Source organism: Meishania litoralis (genome assembly GCF_042611095.1).
GTDB lineage: Bacteria > Bacteroidota > Bacteroidia > Flavobacteriales > Flavobacteriaceae > Meishania > Meishania litoralis.
Map to the genome: position 1 here is coordinate 527,051 of NZ_JBHFPV010000001.1, position 17,226 is coordinate 544,276.

Annotated in this window: 14 protein-coding genes and 2 tRNA genes; 6 read left to right on the forward strand and 10 right to left on the reverse strand. The window is 42.4% G+C overall.

Annotated elements, in window-relative coordinates; all coding sequences use genetic code 11:
• Positions 1-18: 18 nt before the first annotated feature.
• The 4 genes from ACEZ3G_RS02420 to ACEZ3G_RS02435 form a co-directional block, all read right to left on the reverse strand.
• Positions 19-573 (reverse strand): hypothetical protein, encoded by a 555-nt coding sequence (locus tag ACEZ3G_RS02420; RefSeq protein WP_432423881.1) that lies wholly within the window; start codon positions 571-573, stop codon positions 19-21.
• A 231-nt stretch (positions 574-804) separates the two neighbouring features.
• Complete coding sequence (locus ACEZ3G_RS02425; RefSeq protein ID WP_432423882.1) at positions 805-1,338, reverse strand: DUF3575 domain-containing protein; 534 nt, start codon at positions 1,336-1,338, stop codon at positions 805-807.
• A gap of 93 nt (positions 1,339-1,431) precedes the next feature.
• Positions 1,432-2,553 (reverse strand): helix-turn-helix domain-containing protein, encoded by a 1,122-nt coding sequence (locus tag ACEZ3G_RS02430; protein WP_432423883.1) that lies wholly within the window; start codon positions 2,551-2,553, stop codon positions 1,432-1,434.
• Positions 2,554-2,577: 24 nt separating this feature from the next.
• Positions 2,578-4,098, reverse strand: a complete 1,521-nt coding sequence (locus ACEZ3G_RS02435; protein WP_432423884.1) for a GH3 auxin-responsive promoter family protein — start codon at positions 4,096-4,098, stop codon at positions 2,578-2,580.
• A 65-nt stretch (positions 4,099-4,163) separates the two neighbouring features.
• On the opposite strand from ACEZ3G_RS02435, the gene ACEZ3G_RS02440 reads away from it, so the two are divergent.
• Positions 4,164-4,958, forward strand: a complete 795-nt coding sequence (locus tag ACEZ3G_RS02440; RefSeq protein ID WP_432423885.1) for a DUF2797 domain-containing protein — start codon at positions 4,164-4,166, stop codon at positions 4,956-4,958.
• Positions 4,959-5,094: 136 nt separating this feature from the next.
• A complete protein-coding gene (locus ACEZ3G_RS02445) occupies positions 5,095-5,460 on the forward strand; it encodes a DUF2200 domain-containing protein (protein ID WP_432423886.1) in 366 nt (121 codons plus the stop codon).
• A gap of 94 nt (positions 5,461-5,554) precedes the next feature.
• Here the strand turns inward: ACEZ3G_RS02445 and ACEZ3G_RS02450 are convergent, their stop codons facing one another.
• Genes ACEZ3G_RS02450 through sppA form a run of 3 tightly spaced genes read right to left on the reverse strand, consistent with a single transcriptional unit; the run spans position 5,555 to position 10,795 of the window.
• Positions 5,555-8,278, reverse strand: a complete 2,724-nt coding sequence (locus ACEZ3G_RS02450; protein WP_432423887.1) for an AsmA-like C-terminal region-containing protein — start codon at positions 8,276-8,278, stop codon at positions 5,555-5,557.
• Between the two features lie 42 nt (positions 8,279-8,320).
• Entirely contained in the window at positions 8,321-9,031 is a 711-nt protein-coding gene (locus ACEZ3G_RS02455) for a queuosine precursor transporter (RefSeq protein ID WP_432423888.1), read from the reverse strand.
• Positions 9,032-9,034: 3 nt separating this feature from the next.
• A complete protein-coding gene (gene sppA / locus ACEZ3G_RS02460) occupies positions 9,035-10,795 on the reverse strand; it encodes a signal peptide peptidase SppA (RefSeq protein WP_432423889.1) in 1,761 nt (586 codons plus the stop codon).
• A gap of 123 nt (positions 10,796-10,918) precedes the next feature.
• On the opposite strand from sppA, the gene folK reads away from it, so the two are divergent.
• The gene (gene folK, locus ACEZ3G_RS02465; protein WP_432423890.1) at positions 10,919-12,067 is read left to right on the forward strand and encodes a 2-amino-4-hydroxy-6-hydroxymethyldihydropteridine diphosphokinase; all 1,149 of its coding nucleotides are present in this window, start codon (positions 10,919-10,921) and stop codon (positions 12,065-12,067) included.
• 113 nt (positions 12,068-12,180) lie between these two features.
• Here the strand turns inward: folK and ACEZ3G_RS02470 are convergent, their stop codons facing one another.
• Positions 12,181-12,711, reverse strand: coding sequence for an RNA methyltransferase (locus ACEZ3G_RS02470; RefSeq protein ID WP_432423891.1), 531 nt, complete (start codon positions 12,709-12,711; stop codon positions 12,181-12,183).
• A gap of 143 nt (positions 12,712-12,854) precedes the next feature.
• On the opposite strand from ACEZ3G_RS02470, the gene mutS reads away from it, so the two are divergent.
• From mutS to ACEZ3G_RS02485, 3 genes are all read left to right on the forward strand, one after another.
• Positions 12,855-15,437 (forward strand): DNA mismatch repair protein MutS, encoded by a 2,583-nt coding sequence (mutS, locus tag ACEZ3G_RS02475; protein ID WP_432423892.1) that lies wholly within the window; start codon positions 12,855-12,857, stop codon positions 15,435-15,437.
• A gap of 131 nt (positions 15,438-15,568) precedes the next feature.
• A tRNA-Gly gene (locus ACEZ3G_RS02480) sits at positions 15,569-15,641 on the forward strand.
• A 69-nt stretch (positions 15,642-15,710) separates the two neighbouring features.
• Positions 15,711-15,794 (forward strand) — tRNA-Leu (locus ACEZ3G_RS02485).
• A gap of 423 nt (positions 15,795-16,217) precedes the next feature.
• On the opposite strand, the gene ACEZ3G_RS02490 is transcribed toward ACEZ3G_RS02485, so the two are convergent.
• Both ACEZ3G_RS02490 and ACEZ3G_RS02495 read right to left on the reverse strand, forming a co-directional pair.
• Positions 16,218-16,838, reverse strand: coding sequence for a hypothetical protein (locus ACEZ3G_RS02490; RefSeq protein WP_432423893.1), 621 nt, complete (start codon positions 16,836-16,838; stop codon positions 16,218-16,220).
• Positions 16,839-16,848: 10 nt separating this feature from the next.
• The gene (locus ACEZ3G_RS02495) at positions 16,849-17,211 is read right to left on the reverse strand and encodes a LemA family protein (protein ID WP_432423894.1); all 363 of its coding nucleotides are present in this window, start codon (positions 17,209-17,211) and stop codon (positions 16,849-16,851) included.
• Between the last annotated feature and the right edge of the window lie 15 nt (positions 17,212-17,226).

Below are 17,226 nucleotides of genomic sequence, written 5' to 3' on the forward strand. Positions count from 1 at the left end.
GTAGTTTGGTTATATGCACTAAACTACTTTTTTCTTCTTTTCCTTTTGGGTCACGTTGGCCAGAAGTTCTAAACATACTTTTTGTATTATCTTTTCGTCCGAGTATAGGGTATGGCCAAAATTCTCAACGATATCCAAGTCCACACCTACTTTCTTGGCCCAGTTCTCAGTCGGTCTGTACTTGTCATTTGCACCGTAAACCAGCGTCACCAACGCATCTGGTTTTTCGTTCTCCTTTCGAATTCTTGTGGCCGAAATGCTGTATAACGATTTCATCGGAAGGCCCATCAGACCAGCTTTCCAAACAATGGTGCCACCCGTACTGAAAGCGAGATAGTGACATGGTTCAGACTCACGCTTCAAAAGATGTGATGCCGCAGTTTCAATTCCGCCATTCACGAATTCATGATGGATATTTTCGGCAGTATTTATTTTAAGGTCGATGTTAGCCAATTGTTGGCTATCGTAAAAAGTAATGTCGTAGTATTGTTGCAGATAACCAAGGTAGGAAGTAATCCACAGGCCCTTCTTAGTTCCCCACATATCGGATACGATTACTAATCTTTCCGCCATAGTACTTAAGTTTTAATTGGTAGTTGAGGCTATATTCAAGACCAATTTGGGCAAATAACGCCGCAAAACCTCATTTATTTGTTTATAGGACATATTTAATCGGTGTACCAACCTATTCGTCAAAAATATTGGGGCGTTTCCCACAAAAATTTCAAAATCGATACGATCATATACTTTGGCTTTCAGAGAAGCCCCAAAACCTACAAACCTTACGATAGCATATCGGTTCGCTCAAAATCTTTTTCCCAATGAAATACCCAACCTTGGAAACATATCGGGAAAACAATAATAGCTACCTTCACACGATTGCTGCCGAAAATTTAGACCACCGCCTACGACCACCTCCATCGTCCAGGAGTTAACTGCAAAGAATTTGGTGCCCAGCGCCAATCCAAGACCGCTCCCGAACTTGTTTTCATCGCTATGGTCATCCCTATAAAAGAGATTAACGTTATTCTCAACAAAAAATCCAGAATTGGTTCGCTTACCTAAATAGTATCGGTAAAAGGGAAATAATGAGAAATCGGAAGTCAATATATCCTTCGCATAATTCGGTTTCTTTGAGCCTATGAATCCGCCTATCGAAATGCCGATTGCCGATTTTCCACCCAAGACCCTTTCATAGGTAAGTTCAGGATAGCCAGCTGGCAGATAAAGGATGTTCAGCCTTATCTCGTTCTTATTGAAATGCATCTGCACTCGTTCTTGCGACAATACCGGAAACGCGGTTACAGTTATCAAAAGGATAAAAAACAAAGCCTTCATATCTTCTAGTTTTAATGTTTGTCCAAAACTAGATAGGGGCCACGTTTTTACTATCCGAGATTATGTAATTGGAAAGAATTCGGACATTTTTGCCTATTCAACTACTTTCTCCTTTCTGTAAGCTGCAGGGGTCTTGCCCGTAAACTTCTTGAATGCGGTATAAAAAGTGGATTTGGAATTGAAGCCACACTCAAGGCCTATCGCCACAATGGTATAGGCCGAAAAACGGTGGTCGGCCAACAATCGTTTCACCTGTTCTACCCTATACTTATTGATATAGTCTGAAAAATTGCCGCCCGTGTTGGTGTTTATCAACTTTGAAAGACTGCTGACACCCATACCCAATTCTGCCGAAAGCCCTTCAAGACTCAATAAGGGGTCGACGAATTTTTGGTTTTCAAAAATATACCTGTCCACTTCCATAAAGACCGTTTCCCGTTTATCAAAACTTTCATCCATTGCATCAACATTCCTAGATCCGTTATTTTTCCTAATCTCCTTGCGCAATAGAATTCTATCCTTCAACACAACGTATCTAAAAAAAGCCTGATAGCCCACCCAATAAATAAGAATCGAAGAGCCCAAGCGCAAGGGATAGTAGTTATAAGGTCTTTGTACCCATTCCGTAATATTGAGAATTATGGCGAGAACCCATAATATGAAAACCCCACCGCCCATATAAAGGAACAGTCTGATCCATTTTAGATCATCATAGTCCAAAATATGGGTATTCAGTTTTGCCGGGCCAAATACAATCTGAATCGACATGAAATACAAATAGATCGAGTAAAAAAAAGTTATGATATCTTCAATAATATTATAGTCTTCAAGGATCCCATACGACCAAATACCCGCATTCACCAAATAGACGACGATACTTCTTGCCAATAGTTGGGCTAGAAAAATAAAAATGGAAATTTTGACCAATGGCAGCCATTTTTTTTCTATTTCGAGGTAATAGATCAAAAATGCATAGAACATAGGTACAATAAGCACATACCATGGGATCGTAAATTCTTGCCAAGCAACTTCGGGCGAAAAGAACTTCTTTTCTAAAAACCAAGATTGTAGGTTGTTCAATGAAAGAAAGAATACAAAAAGGTTCAAAAACAACACCGGTCTTTCGATCCTTTTTCGGGCCAAAAAGGTAACAACATTGAAAATCAGCCCTTGAATGGCTCCGGCAATCATCAAGAAATTAAAAACCGCTGTCATAATACCTTTGGCGTACCGTTCAAATTAAGAGCCATTGTTCATTTTCAAAAGCTCATCAAGGTAGTCGCGCCTGTTTGACAATCGGGGGATCTTATGTTGCCCCCCCAATTTGTCCTTTGATTTCAACCAATCGTAGAAAAGGTTCTCACGGGCAATATGCACTTTGGGCATATTCAAAGTGGTGTTCTTATACCGTTTTGCCTCATAATCGGAATTTAGGGACTTTAAGGCATTGTCAAGAAACTCGGTAAAATAGTCGAGTTCATCGGGTGGTTTACGGAATTCGATGATCCATTCATGGGCGCCTTTTTCCTTGCCTGACATAAAAACAGGTCCGGCAGTATAATCCTTTATCTCGGCCCCGGTCTTTTTGCAGATATTCTTTAATGCCTCCTCTGCATTTTCAATGATCAGTTCTTCACCGAATACATTTATGTGGTGTTTTGTTCGACCTGTTACCTTTATGCGATATGGGCTCAATGAAGTGAACCGAACCGTATCACCGATCTTATAGCGCCAAAGTCCCGAATTGGTCGTAATGATAATCGCATAATTCCTGCCGACCTGGACTTCCCAAAGGGGAATGGCCTTTTGCTCGCCGCTACCATAGGTTTCCATAGGGATGAATTCGTAGAAAATACCGTAATCGAGCATTAACAAAAGGTCATCGGCATTGTTACGGTCTTGAATGGCAAAGAAACCCTCGGAAGCATTATAGATCTCATAATATTTGAAGCTTTTTCTGGGCAGAAGATTTTTGTATTGCTCTATGTAAGGGTTAAAACTGACCCCGCCATGAAAGTAGACTTCAAGGTTTTCCCAAACTTGAAAAATATGGTCCTTGCCCGTTTCTTCGAGAACCTTGTTCAACAATACCAGCATCCATGAGGGAACACCCGCAAGGCTGGTCACATTTTCCTGGGTACTTTCCTTGATTATGGCCTGCAGTTTGGTCTCCCATTCGCTCATCAAAGAAACTTTGCTGCTGGGCGTACTGCTGAATTCGGCCCAAAGCGGCATATTATCTATCAAAATGGCGGAAAGATCCCCAAAGAACGAACCATTGTCTTCATAGAGTTCTTTGCTTCCACCCAACCGAAGACTTTTTCCGGTAAACAATTGCGAATTCTCGTTATTGTTCAAATAAAGACAGAGAAGGTCTTTGCCCGATTTATAATGGCAGTCTTCAAGTGCCTCGGCACTGACCGGTATAAACTTGCTCTTGGCATTGGTAGTACCACTACTCTTGGCGAACCATTTGATCGAGGTCGGCCAGAAGATATTTTGCTCTCCCCGCCGGGTTCGTTCTATAAGAGGTTCGATTTCCTCATAGGATCGAATCGGAAGGCGCTCGCAAAAAGTTCGATAATTCTCTATCGATTCAAAATCGTATTGTTTCCCAATTTCAGTATCCTCGGCGATTTCCAATAATTGAAGTAATACCTCTTCTTGTACCTCACCAGGATATTTCAAAAAAAGTTCAATCTGGTGATATCGTTTCTTCAACAACCATGATGCGATCGAGTTGAACAGGGGTATTGGCATTTTGGGTATATTTATCCTCCTAAAATAGCTTAATAAAACATTATTTTCAAATCACGATCAACAACATGCAGTACGAAGGCGTTCTAAGAAAAATGCAATCTGAAATCGGCAGCCCGATCCAATATTATATGGTCTTTGAGAACGACTTTTTGAACGTCAATCAAATATTGGACAAGCATCTGAGCATCAATCTTATAAAATACCAATGTCTTAATTGCGGATCGGACCGTAAAATTTACCGACAGGGATTTTGCAAGACTTGTTTCTATGAAACCCCTGCCGCCGGCGACTGGATCATGCGCCCTGAACTGAGCACCGCACATTTAGGCAAAGAAGACCGCGATCTCGAATACGAAAAAAAAATACAGTTGCAACCCCATATCGTCTATCTTGCCAATTCGAGCAACATCAAGGTCGGGGTGACCCGAAAATCTCAGGTGCCGACACGTTGGATCGATCAAGGGGCACATGAGGCCATCGAAATCGTGGAAGTGCCCAACCGTTTTTTGGCGGGAATTACCGAAGTGGCCCTAAAAGACCATATCGGCGACAAGACCAATTGGCGTAAAATGCTGACCAACGAGGTCGATGATGAAAATTTGGTGGAGTGGCGCTCAAAGCTAAAACGGCATATCCCTCAGGAAGCCCAGGAATATTTTATTGAAAACAATGGGGAGACCAATCTCGAGTTTCCCGTACTACAATACCCGACCAAGGTAAAAAGCCTGAACCTTGAAAAGACTCCTGAATATTCTGGAGTACTAAAAGGTATAAAGGGCCAGTATTTTATTTTCGGGGACAATACCGTTTTTAATGTAAGAGGAAGCGAAGGTTATTATGTTGGTCTGAGAGTAAATTAGAACATTTCAGTAATCCGAAAAAATATGGATCAAGAAAAATCGCAAATGGCAAGAATGAACTAAATTGTACAAAACCAATGGTAGTAATCAAAGGGTATTTGTACTATAAATCAGACAAGGTTCAACACTAAAAAATATGAATACAACTCTAGCACATGATAAACGAATAGCAAATTTGACTTTTGCTTCGGTGTATCCTCATTACGTTTCAAAAGTTGAGGGTAAAGGAAGAACAAAAGAAGAGTTACATCAAGTTATAAGATGGTTGACAGGATTTGATGACAATTCATTACAAGAACTCGTTGATCAAAAAGCGACATTTAAAGAATTCTTTTCAAGGGCAGACCTGAACCCCAACGCCTATCTCATCAAAGGAACGATCTGTGGTTATCGAATCGAAGAAATCGAAACTCCTTTAACCCGAAAAGTGAGATATCTTGACAAATTGGTCGATGAATTGGCAAAGGGCAGAAAAATGGAAAAAATTTTGAGGGAGCCTTAGCCATACCAAACCTCAAAATTCGCCATATTCGTTAGAATTACAAACAACATAGCCGTCGGATGCCCATTTAATCACCCATATACGTTTTAAGGATTCATTCGACCGAATCCTTCTTTTTCTTTTTACCACCTAGCAGTCCGCCCAAAATATCTTTTGCTTTTTCCTTGACCACATCTTCTTCTTTGACAGGCACGGTGTCGGTAATGGTTTTGGTCGAATCTTCTTTCTTGTCGCCCCCTAAAATACCGCCCAAAACTTCCTTTACCCCCTCTTTTGTAGGGTCTTGTGTCACGGTCGAGTCTTTCTCATTTTGGCCTCCGTTAAGAATACCGCCAATGAGATCTTTGGCCTTATCCTTACCTGTACTGATAAGTTTTTGTTTTTGGACCTCGACGAGTTGGGCCGTCAGGTTTTTGATGCCAGATGTCAAATCGGTCGTAACAGTAGGGCTCAAATAGCCCCCCCCTATATTCGCCACCACCGGAATGGTCAAATCTTTAAGGGATTCATCATCGATCTTGGCGATCAAGTTGTTCACTTCACTTCCCAAATATTTGGCCGGCACTTGCAACGTGGCTTTGTAGTTCAGTTTTTTATCAAAGGTATGGTTACCATCCACATTTATGGCAATATCATCATATTTGATGGTGAAGGGTTTGACCGTTACGATACCATTCTCAAAGTTCAGCGCTGTTTTTAATCCCTTTAAATCGAGCTTGTCCATCTTGATAAAATCAAGTTTGGTGCTCAAGGCCTTCAACACGTTCGCTTTTTCGGTATCTATATCGGTAGCCAAGACCTCGGCCAGAACTTTCCCCGAAAGATGGGCCAGGTCGGGCGTAAAATCATCGGTAAGACTACCGGACAATGTGATATCGGAATTAAATTTTCCTTGCAGTACACTTGCTATCGGGGCCAAGACATCAAAAAGCTCCAAAGCCTTAAAAGTCTCTCCCAATTGCAACTGATTCATTCCCAATTTCATGGCGAAAGTCGGCGTTTCGGTCTTGGTAGAGACCTCTCCGTTGAAATCCACTTTTCCGTCGAACAAAGACGAGGTCATGTTGCTGAGCGTAGCTTTTTCGTCCTTTATGCGAAGGTTTCCCTTGACATCTTTTAAAGTCAGATTGTCATAAAGTACGGTATTGGCCGAAGCATTGATATTGGCATCCAAGAAAGAAGGTATCTTTATTTTTTCTTCGGTGGAAGTCGTTTTTGAATCGGTCGTAGCAGTCTCCCCAGATTCGACGGGTTCTTCCTCGACCATAAAATCGTTCAATGCGAAGGTGTTCGATTTCAGGTCAAAATTACCTTCTACCTGCTCATCGTTGAACAGGTAGCCAAGCAGGTTATTGATCGTACCCGTAGCGTTGAAATCGGTCTGGCCGGTTTTTCCGTTCAGTTCGTTCAAGGTCACCGTTTTCGGATTAAAGGTCATCGCCACGGAACTTAACATAACGGGATTCGCCATTTCGGCAGAATTGTATTCGAAATCACGAAGGCTCATTTTACCGTTAGTACTTGTGTTTTCGTATCGCTTTTGCTCAACGGATGCCATATCGAAAGTAGTGGTCACATCTGCATCGAGCAGTCCTTTCAGGTCAAGATCGGTAGGCACGGGATACGCCTTTGCGATATTGGCCAAGTTCATCTTGGCATCGATATGGGCATTTACTTTCGTATTTCCCATAAGTTCTTTGATGTTGGCCACCATATTGAACCTATCTTGATCGATCATAAAAGAAAGTTTATCGATATCGACATAAGTATCTTCGGAAATTCCTGTGGTATTGATGATTTTCGTATCAATAAAGACATTGCTCACCGCCTTGGGCAAATCGGGATATTTGAACGAAGCGTTTTCAGAATTGATCTTGATGTTGAATTTAGGAATGTGCTCTTCGTCAACTATGCCGTTGAACTGGCCCTCAACGATAAAATCTCCGGATGTTTCCACATTTTCGATATTCTTGGAATATGCTTCCGGAATCACGGCCAAAAAGTTTTTGAAGTCGGATGAAGGCGTTTTAAAACTGATATCGACCTCTTGATTGTCTTCGTTCACTTTTACGAACCCGTCGAAGATCAAAGGCAACTGATTGACCAAAGCCTCGTTCTTCAAAAAGGTGTATTTATCCTCTTTTAAATCGATACCGATCAGGGCATCCAATTTAATCGCATTTTTATTGAGGTAGTTGGTACTGTCCAATTCAAAAGTGACCAGGGCATCGGTCTTGGTATCCAATTCGGATGTTACGGCCGAGAGATCGCCCGTACCGCTATGTTGAATATCGGAAACCATCAAATATACTTTGGCGGCCCTATCGTCATAAATAACCTCTGAATTTGTTATTTCATACGATTGAAGGTCTAAGGTAAAACCTTCGGAAGACTCCAACTCTTCATTACCATCTTCATTGGCTATCTCATAATTGGCGGTCTCTTCTTCATTGACCTTCACATTGATCTTGGCCCCGTCGACCGATAGATTTTTCAGGACAATTGCTTCTCCCGCACTCTTGAAGAGTTCACCGATACCCATCGTCAAACTTATGTCTTTGGCCGCGAACAAAGTGTCGCCTTCAAACGGAGCCTTATTGACAAGTGACACACCATGCAGGCCCAATTCGGCATTGGGAAAGCTTTTGATAAGGCTTAGATCGGCATCCTTGAAATCAAAAGTCGCATTGACATTACTGTTAACATTGTTCTTGATAATATCACCGATCTTTGCCTCCAAAATGAAGGGTGCGGCTACCAAAACGGCAACGATCAGTAGTAGAACGATAGCGATAATTCGTAAGATTTTCTTTTTCATGTACTTGGGGTCTTTCTAAAGAACTTGAAAAAGCGATTAATATTATGCTTCCAAGTCGATTTCCTCACCAACGGCAAGATCAAATCGTTTTCTTAACAGATATACGAAGAAATAGAGAAAAGGGGTGTCTATAAATGCTATAAAAATCTTAAAAATAAACCCGCTTATGACCAGACCGACAAAAAGACTCCAAGGCAGTACCCCAAAAACGCATAACAACCCTACTACGGTGAACGTATCGATAAATTGGGAAAGGAAGGTTGAAAAATTATTGCGCAGCCAAAGATGTTTTCCATTGGTCACTTTTTTCCAGAAATGATAGATCGCAATATCGACGTATTGAGCGCATAGATAGGCGATCATCGAAGCCAGCACAGCTATCGGCGAAAGCGCAAAGACCTTATTGAAAAGTGCATCGTCGATAGGGGATGAAGGAATCGCCGGGGCCACATTGGCGACCAGAACGATGCCCATCGAAAAAAAAGAGGCAAAAATGCCCGCGGTGACGATCTGGTTGGCCTTTTTTTTTCCAAAAATCTCTGAAATCAAATCGGTTATCAAAAAAGTAATCGGATAGGGCAGAATACCCACCGAAACTTCAAAAAGCGACGCCCCGAAAACGGTAACATCACCGAAGGGTTTCCAATAGAAGAATTTTTGAAAAATAAGGTTCGAGACCACTAGTGAAGTAATGAACAAGGCACCTAAATAGAGATAAATCTTATGGGCCAGCCTTTTGTCTTTCTGGGTCATCACCTATTTGATATTGATCACAAATGGCATCCTAGCCTGAACACCTTTTTGTTCCATGGCCGATTTTAACTCTTTGAAAATGGAGTAGGCCTCTGGACCTATTTCATCTTGAATCAATTCTTGCTTGGCCCTTGCACCGGCACCCGCAAGATCCTCTAGCATGCGTTCGAAGCCCGATTTATACTTGGGCAGCTTTCGAATGCCATATTCTTCAAGTCCCGCCATTTTCGCTGCCGCGGAAATGGCATCTTCTAGAGTGCCCAATTCGTCGACCAACCCGATTCTTTTTGCATCGACCCCACTCCATACACGACCTTGGGCCAAACTATCGACCTCGGTTACCGAAATGCCCCTACCTTGTGCCACACGCTCCAAAAATGTACTGTATGTGGATTCAATTCCTTCTTGAACGACGTTTCTAAACTCGTCTGACATGGGTTCGAATAGGGAATAATCGACCGAATTTTTGTTCGTACCCACCTGTTCTGCATTGATTCCGATGTCGGAGGCAAGTTTATGAATATTGGGTACCGTACCGAAAACACCTATCGAACCGGTTATGGTAGTAGGTTCGGCAAAAATCTTATCGGCACCCGCAGCGATATAGTATCCGCCCGAAGCGGCCACATTTCCCATTGAAACCACTACCGGTTTCTTTTCTTTGACCAACTCGATCTCGCGCCAAATAATATCAGAGGTCAAAGCACTGCCCCCTGGCGAATTGACCCGTAGAACTACCGCCTTAACCGAATCGTCATCACGTGCCTTTACCAGGGCCTTGGTAATGATACCCTGGCCGATAAGGTCGGGGCCACCCTCGCCATACAGTATCTCTCCTTGGGCAAAGACCACGGCAACTTTATCAGCCCCCTTTTTCGTGACCTTCTTATTCGAACGTCTTACATAATCTTCAAGGGCAACATAGTTCAAATCCTCCTCAGGTTGCAAGTCTAGCGCATTTTTCAATTTTGCCTCGTATTGGTCATAGAAGAGCACACCGTCGATCAACCCTGTTTGTTTGGCATATTCCGGATTTCGTCCTCCCAAGGTATCCGCTATACTGTTGAGCTCCGATTCGCTAAGATTTCGCCCTTCCGAAATCTCGGAAAGCATCGAACTCCATAAAGACCCTATCAATTCCCGGATCTGTGTGCGGTTCGCCTCGCTCATCTCATTCTCCAGATAGGGTTCAACGGCACTTTTGTACTTACCATGACGAATGACTTCCATTTTCACACCGGTCTTTTCCTGTAAATCTTTGAAGAACAACACTTCGGAGGCCAGTCCTTTGAAGTCCAATACTCCGACAGAATTCAAATAAATTGAATCGGCAATACTGGCCAAATAATAATCTTTCTGTGTATAAAAATCGCCGTAGGCATAAACGAACTTGCCTTTTTTCTTGAAAGTCTCCAAAGCCTTTCGAATTGACTGGGTCTGTGCAAGGCCCGCCATTACAAAGTTATTGTTCAAACTTATTCCTTTGATATCATCATCGTCTTTGGCAACTTCAATGGCATGTAAAATTTCATCAAGCCCTTGATTCTGTTCGAATAGGCCGATGAACGGGTCTTCATCCTTACTGCCTACATAATCGTTTATTGGGCGTTGCAATTGTAGTTCAAGTACCGAATTGTTCTTGATGTTGATTCCTTCATCGGCGCTCCCCAACAAGCTTACAAAAATCAAAAACATGACAAACAGCATTCCAAATGCGATAAGGCATCCTAAAATTGCGGCCAAAAGGTTTCTTAGAAAATTCATCAATGCGTATTAAAAGATTGTCAAAGATAACCATTGTTACACTTGCCCGATACGATTCGGATTACGAATCTCAAAAACCTGTGAATTCATGTCAACTAGTTTTGCTTACTTTGCCAAAATATCATGGGCGACGCAAATACAGTTTATCTTTCTTTGGGCAGCAACCTTGACAAAAGGCTCGAGCATTTGCAACAGGCAGTTTTTTTGTTATCAAAAAATGTTGGGCAGGTCACCATGATTTCAAAAATTTACCAAAGTCCCGCCTTGGGGTTTGACGGCGGTGACTTTTTGAACATATGCGTGGGCCTTCAAACAACCTTACCGGCACACCAAATTTTGAACGAGGTACTCGATATCGAGAAGAACATGGGAAGAACCCGTCACAGCCAAACCCAGGGTTACGAGTCAAGAAACATAGATATCGACATCTTATTTTTCAATGCTGAAATCGTCAATACACTGACGCTTACGGTACCGCACCCAAAAATGCACGAACGGCGTTTTGTACTCAGGCCACTTGCCGATATCGCCCCCCAATTCTATCATCCGATCTTAAAAAAAGACACCCGTAACCTGTTACAGGAATGTATTGACAAAAGTGTTTTGACCAAGACGGAAAATATACTTTTCAAAAACAGGGAAGCACTTTTCTCTAAAATCGAGTTCATCGCCATTGAGGGAAACATCGGGGCGGGAAAAACCTCGTTGGCGAATAAAATGGCCAAGGAGTTTAATGCAAAACTGGTTTTGGAACGCTTTGCCGACAACCCTTTTCTACCCAATTTTTATAACGATCCAAGCCGTTATGCCTTTCCTTTGGAAATGTCATTCTTGGCGGACCGTTATCAACAATTTTCCGATGATACGTCACAATATGACCTTTTTAAAAGTTTCATGATCAGCGATTACGACATTTTCAAATCGCTCATTTTTGCCAAGGTTACCCTACAAAAAGAAGAGTTCACCCTCTATCGAAAAATTTTCGACTTCATGTACAAAGAAGTCAAAAAACCCAGGATCTACGTCTTTTTGTACCAGACTACTCAACGCCTTTTGGAAAATATCAAGAAGCGGGGAAGGGATTACGAACAAGAGATAAAACCCGACTATCTGGAAAAAATAAACCGTGCCTATTTTGATTATATCAAGGGTTATCAGCAGCCGAACAGTTTGATCATCGATATCAGCGAAATGGATTTTTTAGAACGTCAAGAAGATTACGAGGCCATTGTCACCTCGATTCAAAACCATGCCCTGCGACAATTGAATTAACATAATTTTGGCAAATTTCTTGCGTATGAGAAATGTATTTACGTAATTGCGCATCTCTAATTCGAGAACTAACTAACTCAAACTATACCAAAGGCCCGACATTGTCGGGCTTTTCATTTTTTGGTCTTCGACCAAAAATTCCATAGCGTTACGCCCACACTTACCGATATGTTCAATGAATGCTTGGTGCCGAACTGTGGAATTTCGATAACGCCATCACACAAGTCGACCACTTCTTGTTGTACTCCTTTGACCTCATTACCGAAAATCAATACATAGCTGCGCCCTTTTTCTATCTTGAAGTCATTCAGCATAGTGGCACCTTCGGCCTGTTCGATCGCCAAGGTGGTTTTTCCTTCCAATTTCAATCGTTGAACAAGTTGTAAAGTATCTTCGGCATAAGCCCATACAACACTTTCAGTCGCTCCCAGGGCCGTTTTACGAATATCCTTATTCGGCGGTGTGGCCGTAATTCCACATAAATAGATCTTTTCTATCAAAAAGGCATCGGCCGTTCTGAATACCGAACCGATATTGTTGAGACTTCGAACATTGTCAAGCACAATGGTCAATGGGATTTTTTCAACGTTCTTGAATTGATCGATGCTCAGTCGATCCAGCTCCTCATTTTTTAACTTTCGCATTGCAATACTTTTCAACTATCGGCTTTGAAATATCAACAATAATTCAAATCGCATAGAGAATACCATATATTTATCGTTCGACAAAAATAGAGAGATAATCAGAAGTGGCGCAAAAGGCTAAGACAAAAAAGGTAACCCCTTTAATGAGGCAATACAACACCATCAAGACCAAACATCCTGATGCGCTCTTGCTATTCCGCGTCGGGGATTTTTATGAAACTTTCGGTGAAGATGCCGTGAAGGCCTCCAAAATATTGGGTATTATACTTACCCACAGAAACAATGGCGGTGACAGAACCGAATTGGCCGGATTTCCGCACCATTCCCTGAACACCTATTTGCCAAAACTGGTAAAGGCCGGCCAAAGGGTCGCCATCTGTGATCAGCTGGAAGATCCCAAGCAGACCAAGACCATCGTTAAACGTGGGGTTACCGAATTGGTAACGCCCGGTGTTGCCCTCAACGACGATATTCTAAGCGCTAGAACCAATAACTTTTTGTGTGCCGTCCATTTTGGACGAAAACTGCTGGGCGTTTCTTTTTTGGACATTTCGACCGGAGAGTTTTTCACCTCGGAAGGTACCGAAGAGCAAATCGATAAATTGCTGCAAAATTTTGTCCCCAACGAAATCTTGGTGTCCAAAGCGCATAAAAAGGAATTTTTAGAGCTGTTTGGCAACCAATTCCATACCTTTTATTTGGAAGATTGGGTCTTTCAAGAGGATTATGCCGGCGAAACCCTAACCGGTCATTTTAAGACCGCCACATTAAAGGGTTTTGGGGTCGACCATTTGACACAGGGCATAATCGCCTCGGGGGTGGTGTTGCATTACCTATCGGAAACCCAACACCGGCAATTACAGCATATCAACAAACTGCAACGGATCGCCGAAGAAGAATACATCTGGATGGATAGGTTCACCATTAAAAACCTGGAACTCTACCATTCGACCCACGTCAATGCCGTTACCCTTTTAGATGTTATCGACAAGACCATTTCGCCCATGGGCGGTCGTTTGGTCAAAAGATGGTTGGCACTGCCGTTGAAAAATATCGAAAAAATACGCAGAAGGCACCAAGTGGTCTCGTATTTATCAAAAAACGACACTTCTTTGCAAAAACTGCAACAATGGCTCAAACAAATCGGTGATTTGGAGCGGTTGATCTCAAAGACGGCCACGGGAAAAATCAATCCGAAAGAAGTGGTACAACTCAAGAATTCGTTAGAAGTGATCGTACCTGTCAAGCAGCATGTCTCACAAAGTGACAATGAGGCCCTCAAACTTATCGGGGACCAATTGCATGCCTGCGAAATGCTTCGCGGGAAAATCAAGGAAGTAATCCATGAAGAGGCCCCCGTTCTTATCTCCAAAGGAAAAACCATTGCCGACGGGTATTCCGAAGAACTTGATGAGTTGAGAAACCTCGCCTTTTCAGGCAAAGACTATTTAAACCAAATGCTCGAGCGGGAAACCGAGCGTACCGGAATTTCTTCCCTGAAAATAGCCTCCAACAACGTATTCGGTTATTACATCGAAGTGCGCAACACCCATAAGGACAAGGTACCCGAGGAGTGGGTCCGAAAACAAACCTTGGTCAGTGCAGAGCGCTATATTACGGAAGAACTCAAGGAGTACGAAGCCAAAATTCTGGGCGCCGAGGAACGCATTTTAAGTTTGGAGCAACAATTGTTTTCACAGCTCATCGTCTGGATGCAAGAGTATATAGACCATGTTCAGAACAATGCCCAACTGATCGCCCAATTGGATTGTCTCTGTGGTTTCGCCCAATTAGCCATTGAAAATAAGTATGTCGAACCCGTTTTGAACGATTCCACAGCCATTGAAATTACGAATGGCCGCCATCCTGTCATAGAAAAACAATTGCCCTTGGGCGAAGCCTATATTGCCAATGATGTCAATTTGAACCGTGATACACAGCAGATCATTATGATCACAGGACCCAACATGAGCGGCAAATCGGCCATACTGCGGCAAACGGCCCTGATCGTACTATTGGCCCAAATGGGCAGTTTTGTTCCCGCAGAAGCCGCCACCATTGGCTATGTCGACAAAATATTCACGCGTGTCGGGGCAAGCGACAACATTTCAATGGGCGAATCTACTTTTATGGTCGAGATGAACGAAACGGCATCCATACTCAACAACCTGTCAGAACGGAGCCTGGTGCTTTTGGATGAAATCGGCCGTGGCACCAGTACCTATGACGGTATCAGTATCGCATGGGCCATTTCAGAATACCTGCATGAACATCCCGCCCGGGCAAAAACATTGTTCGCAACGCATTATCATGAGCTCAACGAAATGAGCGCCACCTTTGAGCGCATCAAAAATTTCAATGTATCAGTCAAAGAGCTTAAAGACAACGTGCTTTTCTTACGGAAGCTGACCCCAGGCGGTAGCGAACACAGCTTCGGCATCCATGTGGCCAAAATGGCCGGTATGCCGCAACAGGTCATACATAAGGCCAACAAAATATTGAAGAAGCTCGAAAAGTCGCATTCCAGTGAAGAACTTACAGACAAGCTACAATCCGTTCAAAATGAAATGCAGCTTAGTTTTTTCAATCTTGATGATCCGTTGCTGGAAGAAATCAAGGAAGAAATAACCCATCTCGACATCAATACACTTACCCCTGTCGAGGCCCTTATGAAGCTCAATGAGATCAAACGGCTTTTGACCAAAAACAAAAAGGCGACTTCTTAATTTTTAAACCCTTCAAGTCTAAAACCCGATAGAAGATTCAGCTTGTTTTTCGGATAAAATTTCTTTGTCTTTTACAGAATTGTATTAAATTTGCCCTCGCTATCGCAATGCGGTAGCACGTTCTTTTAAACGCGAAAATAGCTCAGTTGGTAGAGCGCCACCTTGCCAAGGTGGAGGTCGCGGGTTCGAATCCCGTTTTTCGCTCAACAATGGAAACGCTGCTTGTCGGCGTTTTTTTGTTTAAGTCCAGCCCTCCTTTGCCATGGAGGACACGCTCGAGTGGTGGAATTGGTAGACACGCCGGACTTAAAATCCTGTGGGCATTTGCCCGTGCGGGTTCAAGTCCCGCCTCGAGTACTTATAAGTAGAAAAGTCGTGAAATTTATCACGACTTTTTTGTTATGAAAGGTTGAGCGAATCACATTTGCGAAAAGCTTGAAGAACAAAAAAACAATCATAATAGGATTGGCTTTTTTATTTTCAACAAGTTTGAAGGGGACTCGCCGAAGGCAATTCCCGCCTCGAGTACAAAAGGAAAGCCAAGGATTCACATTCTTGGCTTTTTTGCTTCAGGTACAACTTAGGTACAACAAATTGCGCTTTAACGTTTTGACTTTCTATACTAAATTTCTGATTTCTATTTTTCAATCTTCTACCTATCTACAAACAAGGGTAAGTTAGGGCCCAAAATGCCCAATTCAAAAATCCCTCTTTGTACCACTATCGTAAACCAATGCTTTTTTTAGATGGGACAGCACCTGTACATCAAAAAGTATTAATCTATAATAAGCTTATCGTAGTTCTCGGGGTATTTGACACCCCATATTGTTCCAGGGAAAGTGCCTGGCCGGCCAATACCGCCGCATCGTAACCTGCAACACCAAGCTGTAATTCGGAATCAAACGTGATAAAGCCTTTTTGCTTTAAAGTGTTTATGGCTTCACCCGAACTTAAAGCCTTTAAATAACGATGGGCCCGTTCATTGTTGCCGAATTTTTTGTCCATTAGTTCATCCCATTTTTCTTGTGGCTCTTTTTCAATCATGCATTGGATAAAATCAAAGTACCACCGGCGACCATCTTTCATAAAATACTCGGTCAAATCCCAGTAGCCTTCGATTGTATCTATGCCCCAACCTTCCAGATAGGGCTTAATCTCTTTTGCGGTCAGAAATGATAGGGTATCGGTTTGGGCTTTCCACCATTCGGCAATGGGCGTATACAACGCTATGGCAAACTGTTGTTCATCATTGAGTTTATTGTTTGGCGATTTTCTGAATTTTGCCTTTATTTTATCAGGCGCATCGTATTCTTTCTTTGCAATCTTAAAATAGCGAATGGCATAAGAAGCAATGGCGACTGCCAAAATCACATACCCGTACCAGGGTAAATTTTCGAACATTTGCATGTTTCTATTGGTTTAAAAGTTGATTGATATCGATTTCTTTTTGGTCGGATTTTGGAATATCCAATAAGGTTTTGATCTTGTCTTTTCGGATGCTGGCGATAATGCTTGCGGGAAACATCTGTATACTGTTGTTGTAACTTGTCACAGCGGCATTGTACGCCCTTCTCGAAGCGGATATCTGGTCTTCAATATCGGACAGTTCAAATTCGATGTTTGCGAATTGTTTATCCGCCTTTAAATCGGGATAGTTTTCTACATTGATGTTCAAACTGCTCATAATTTGAGATAGCTCGTTTGAGGCCCTTATTTTTTCATTGGCCCCAGAGGCTTTTTCAATGGTACTGCGCAGTTCGGTGATTTTAATCAAGGTTTCCTTTCATGC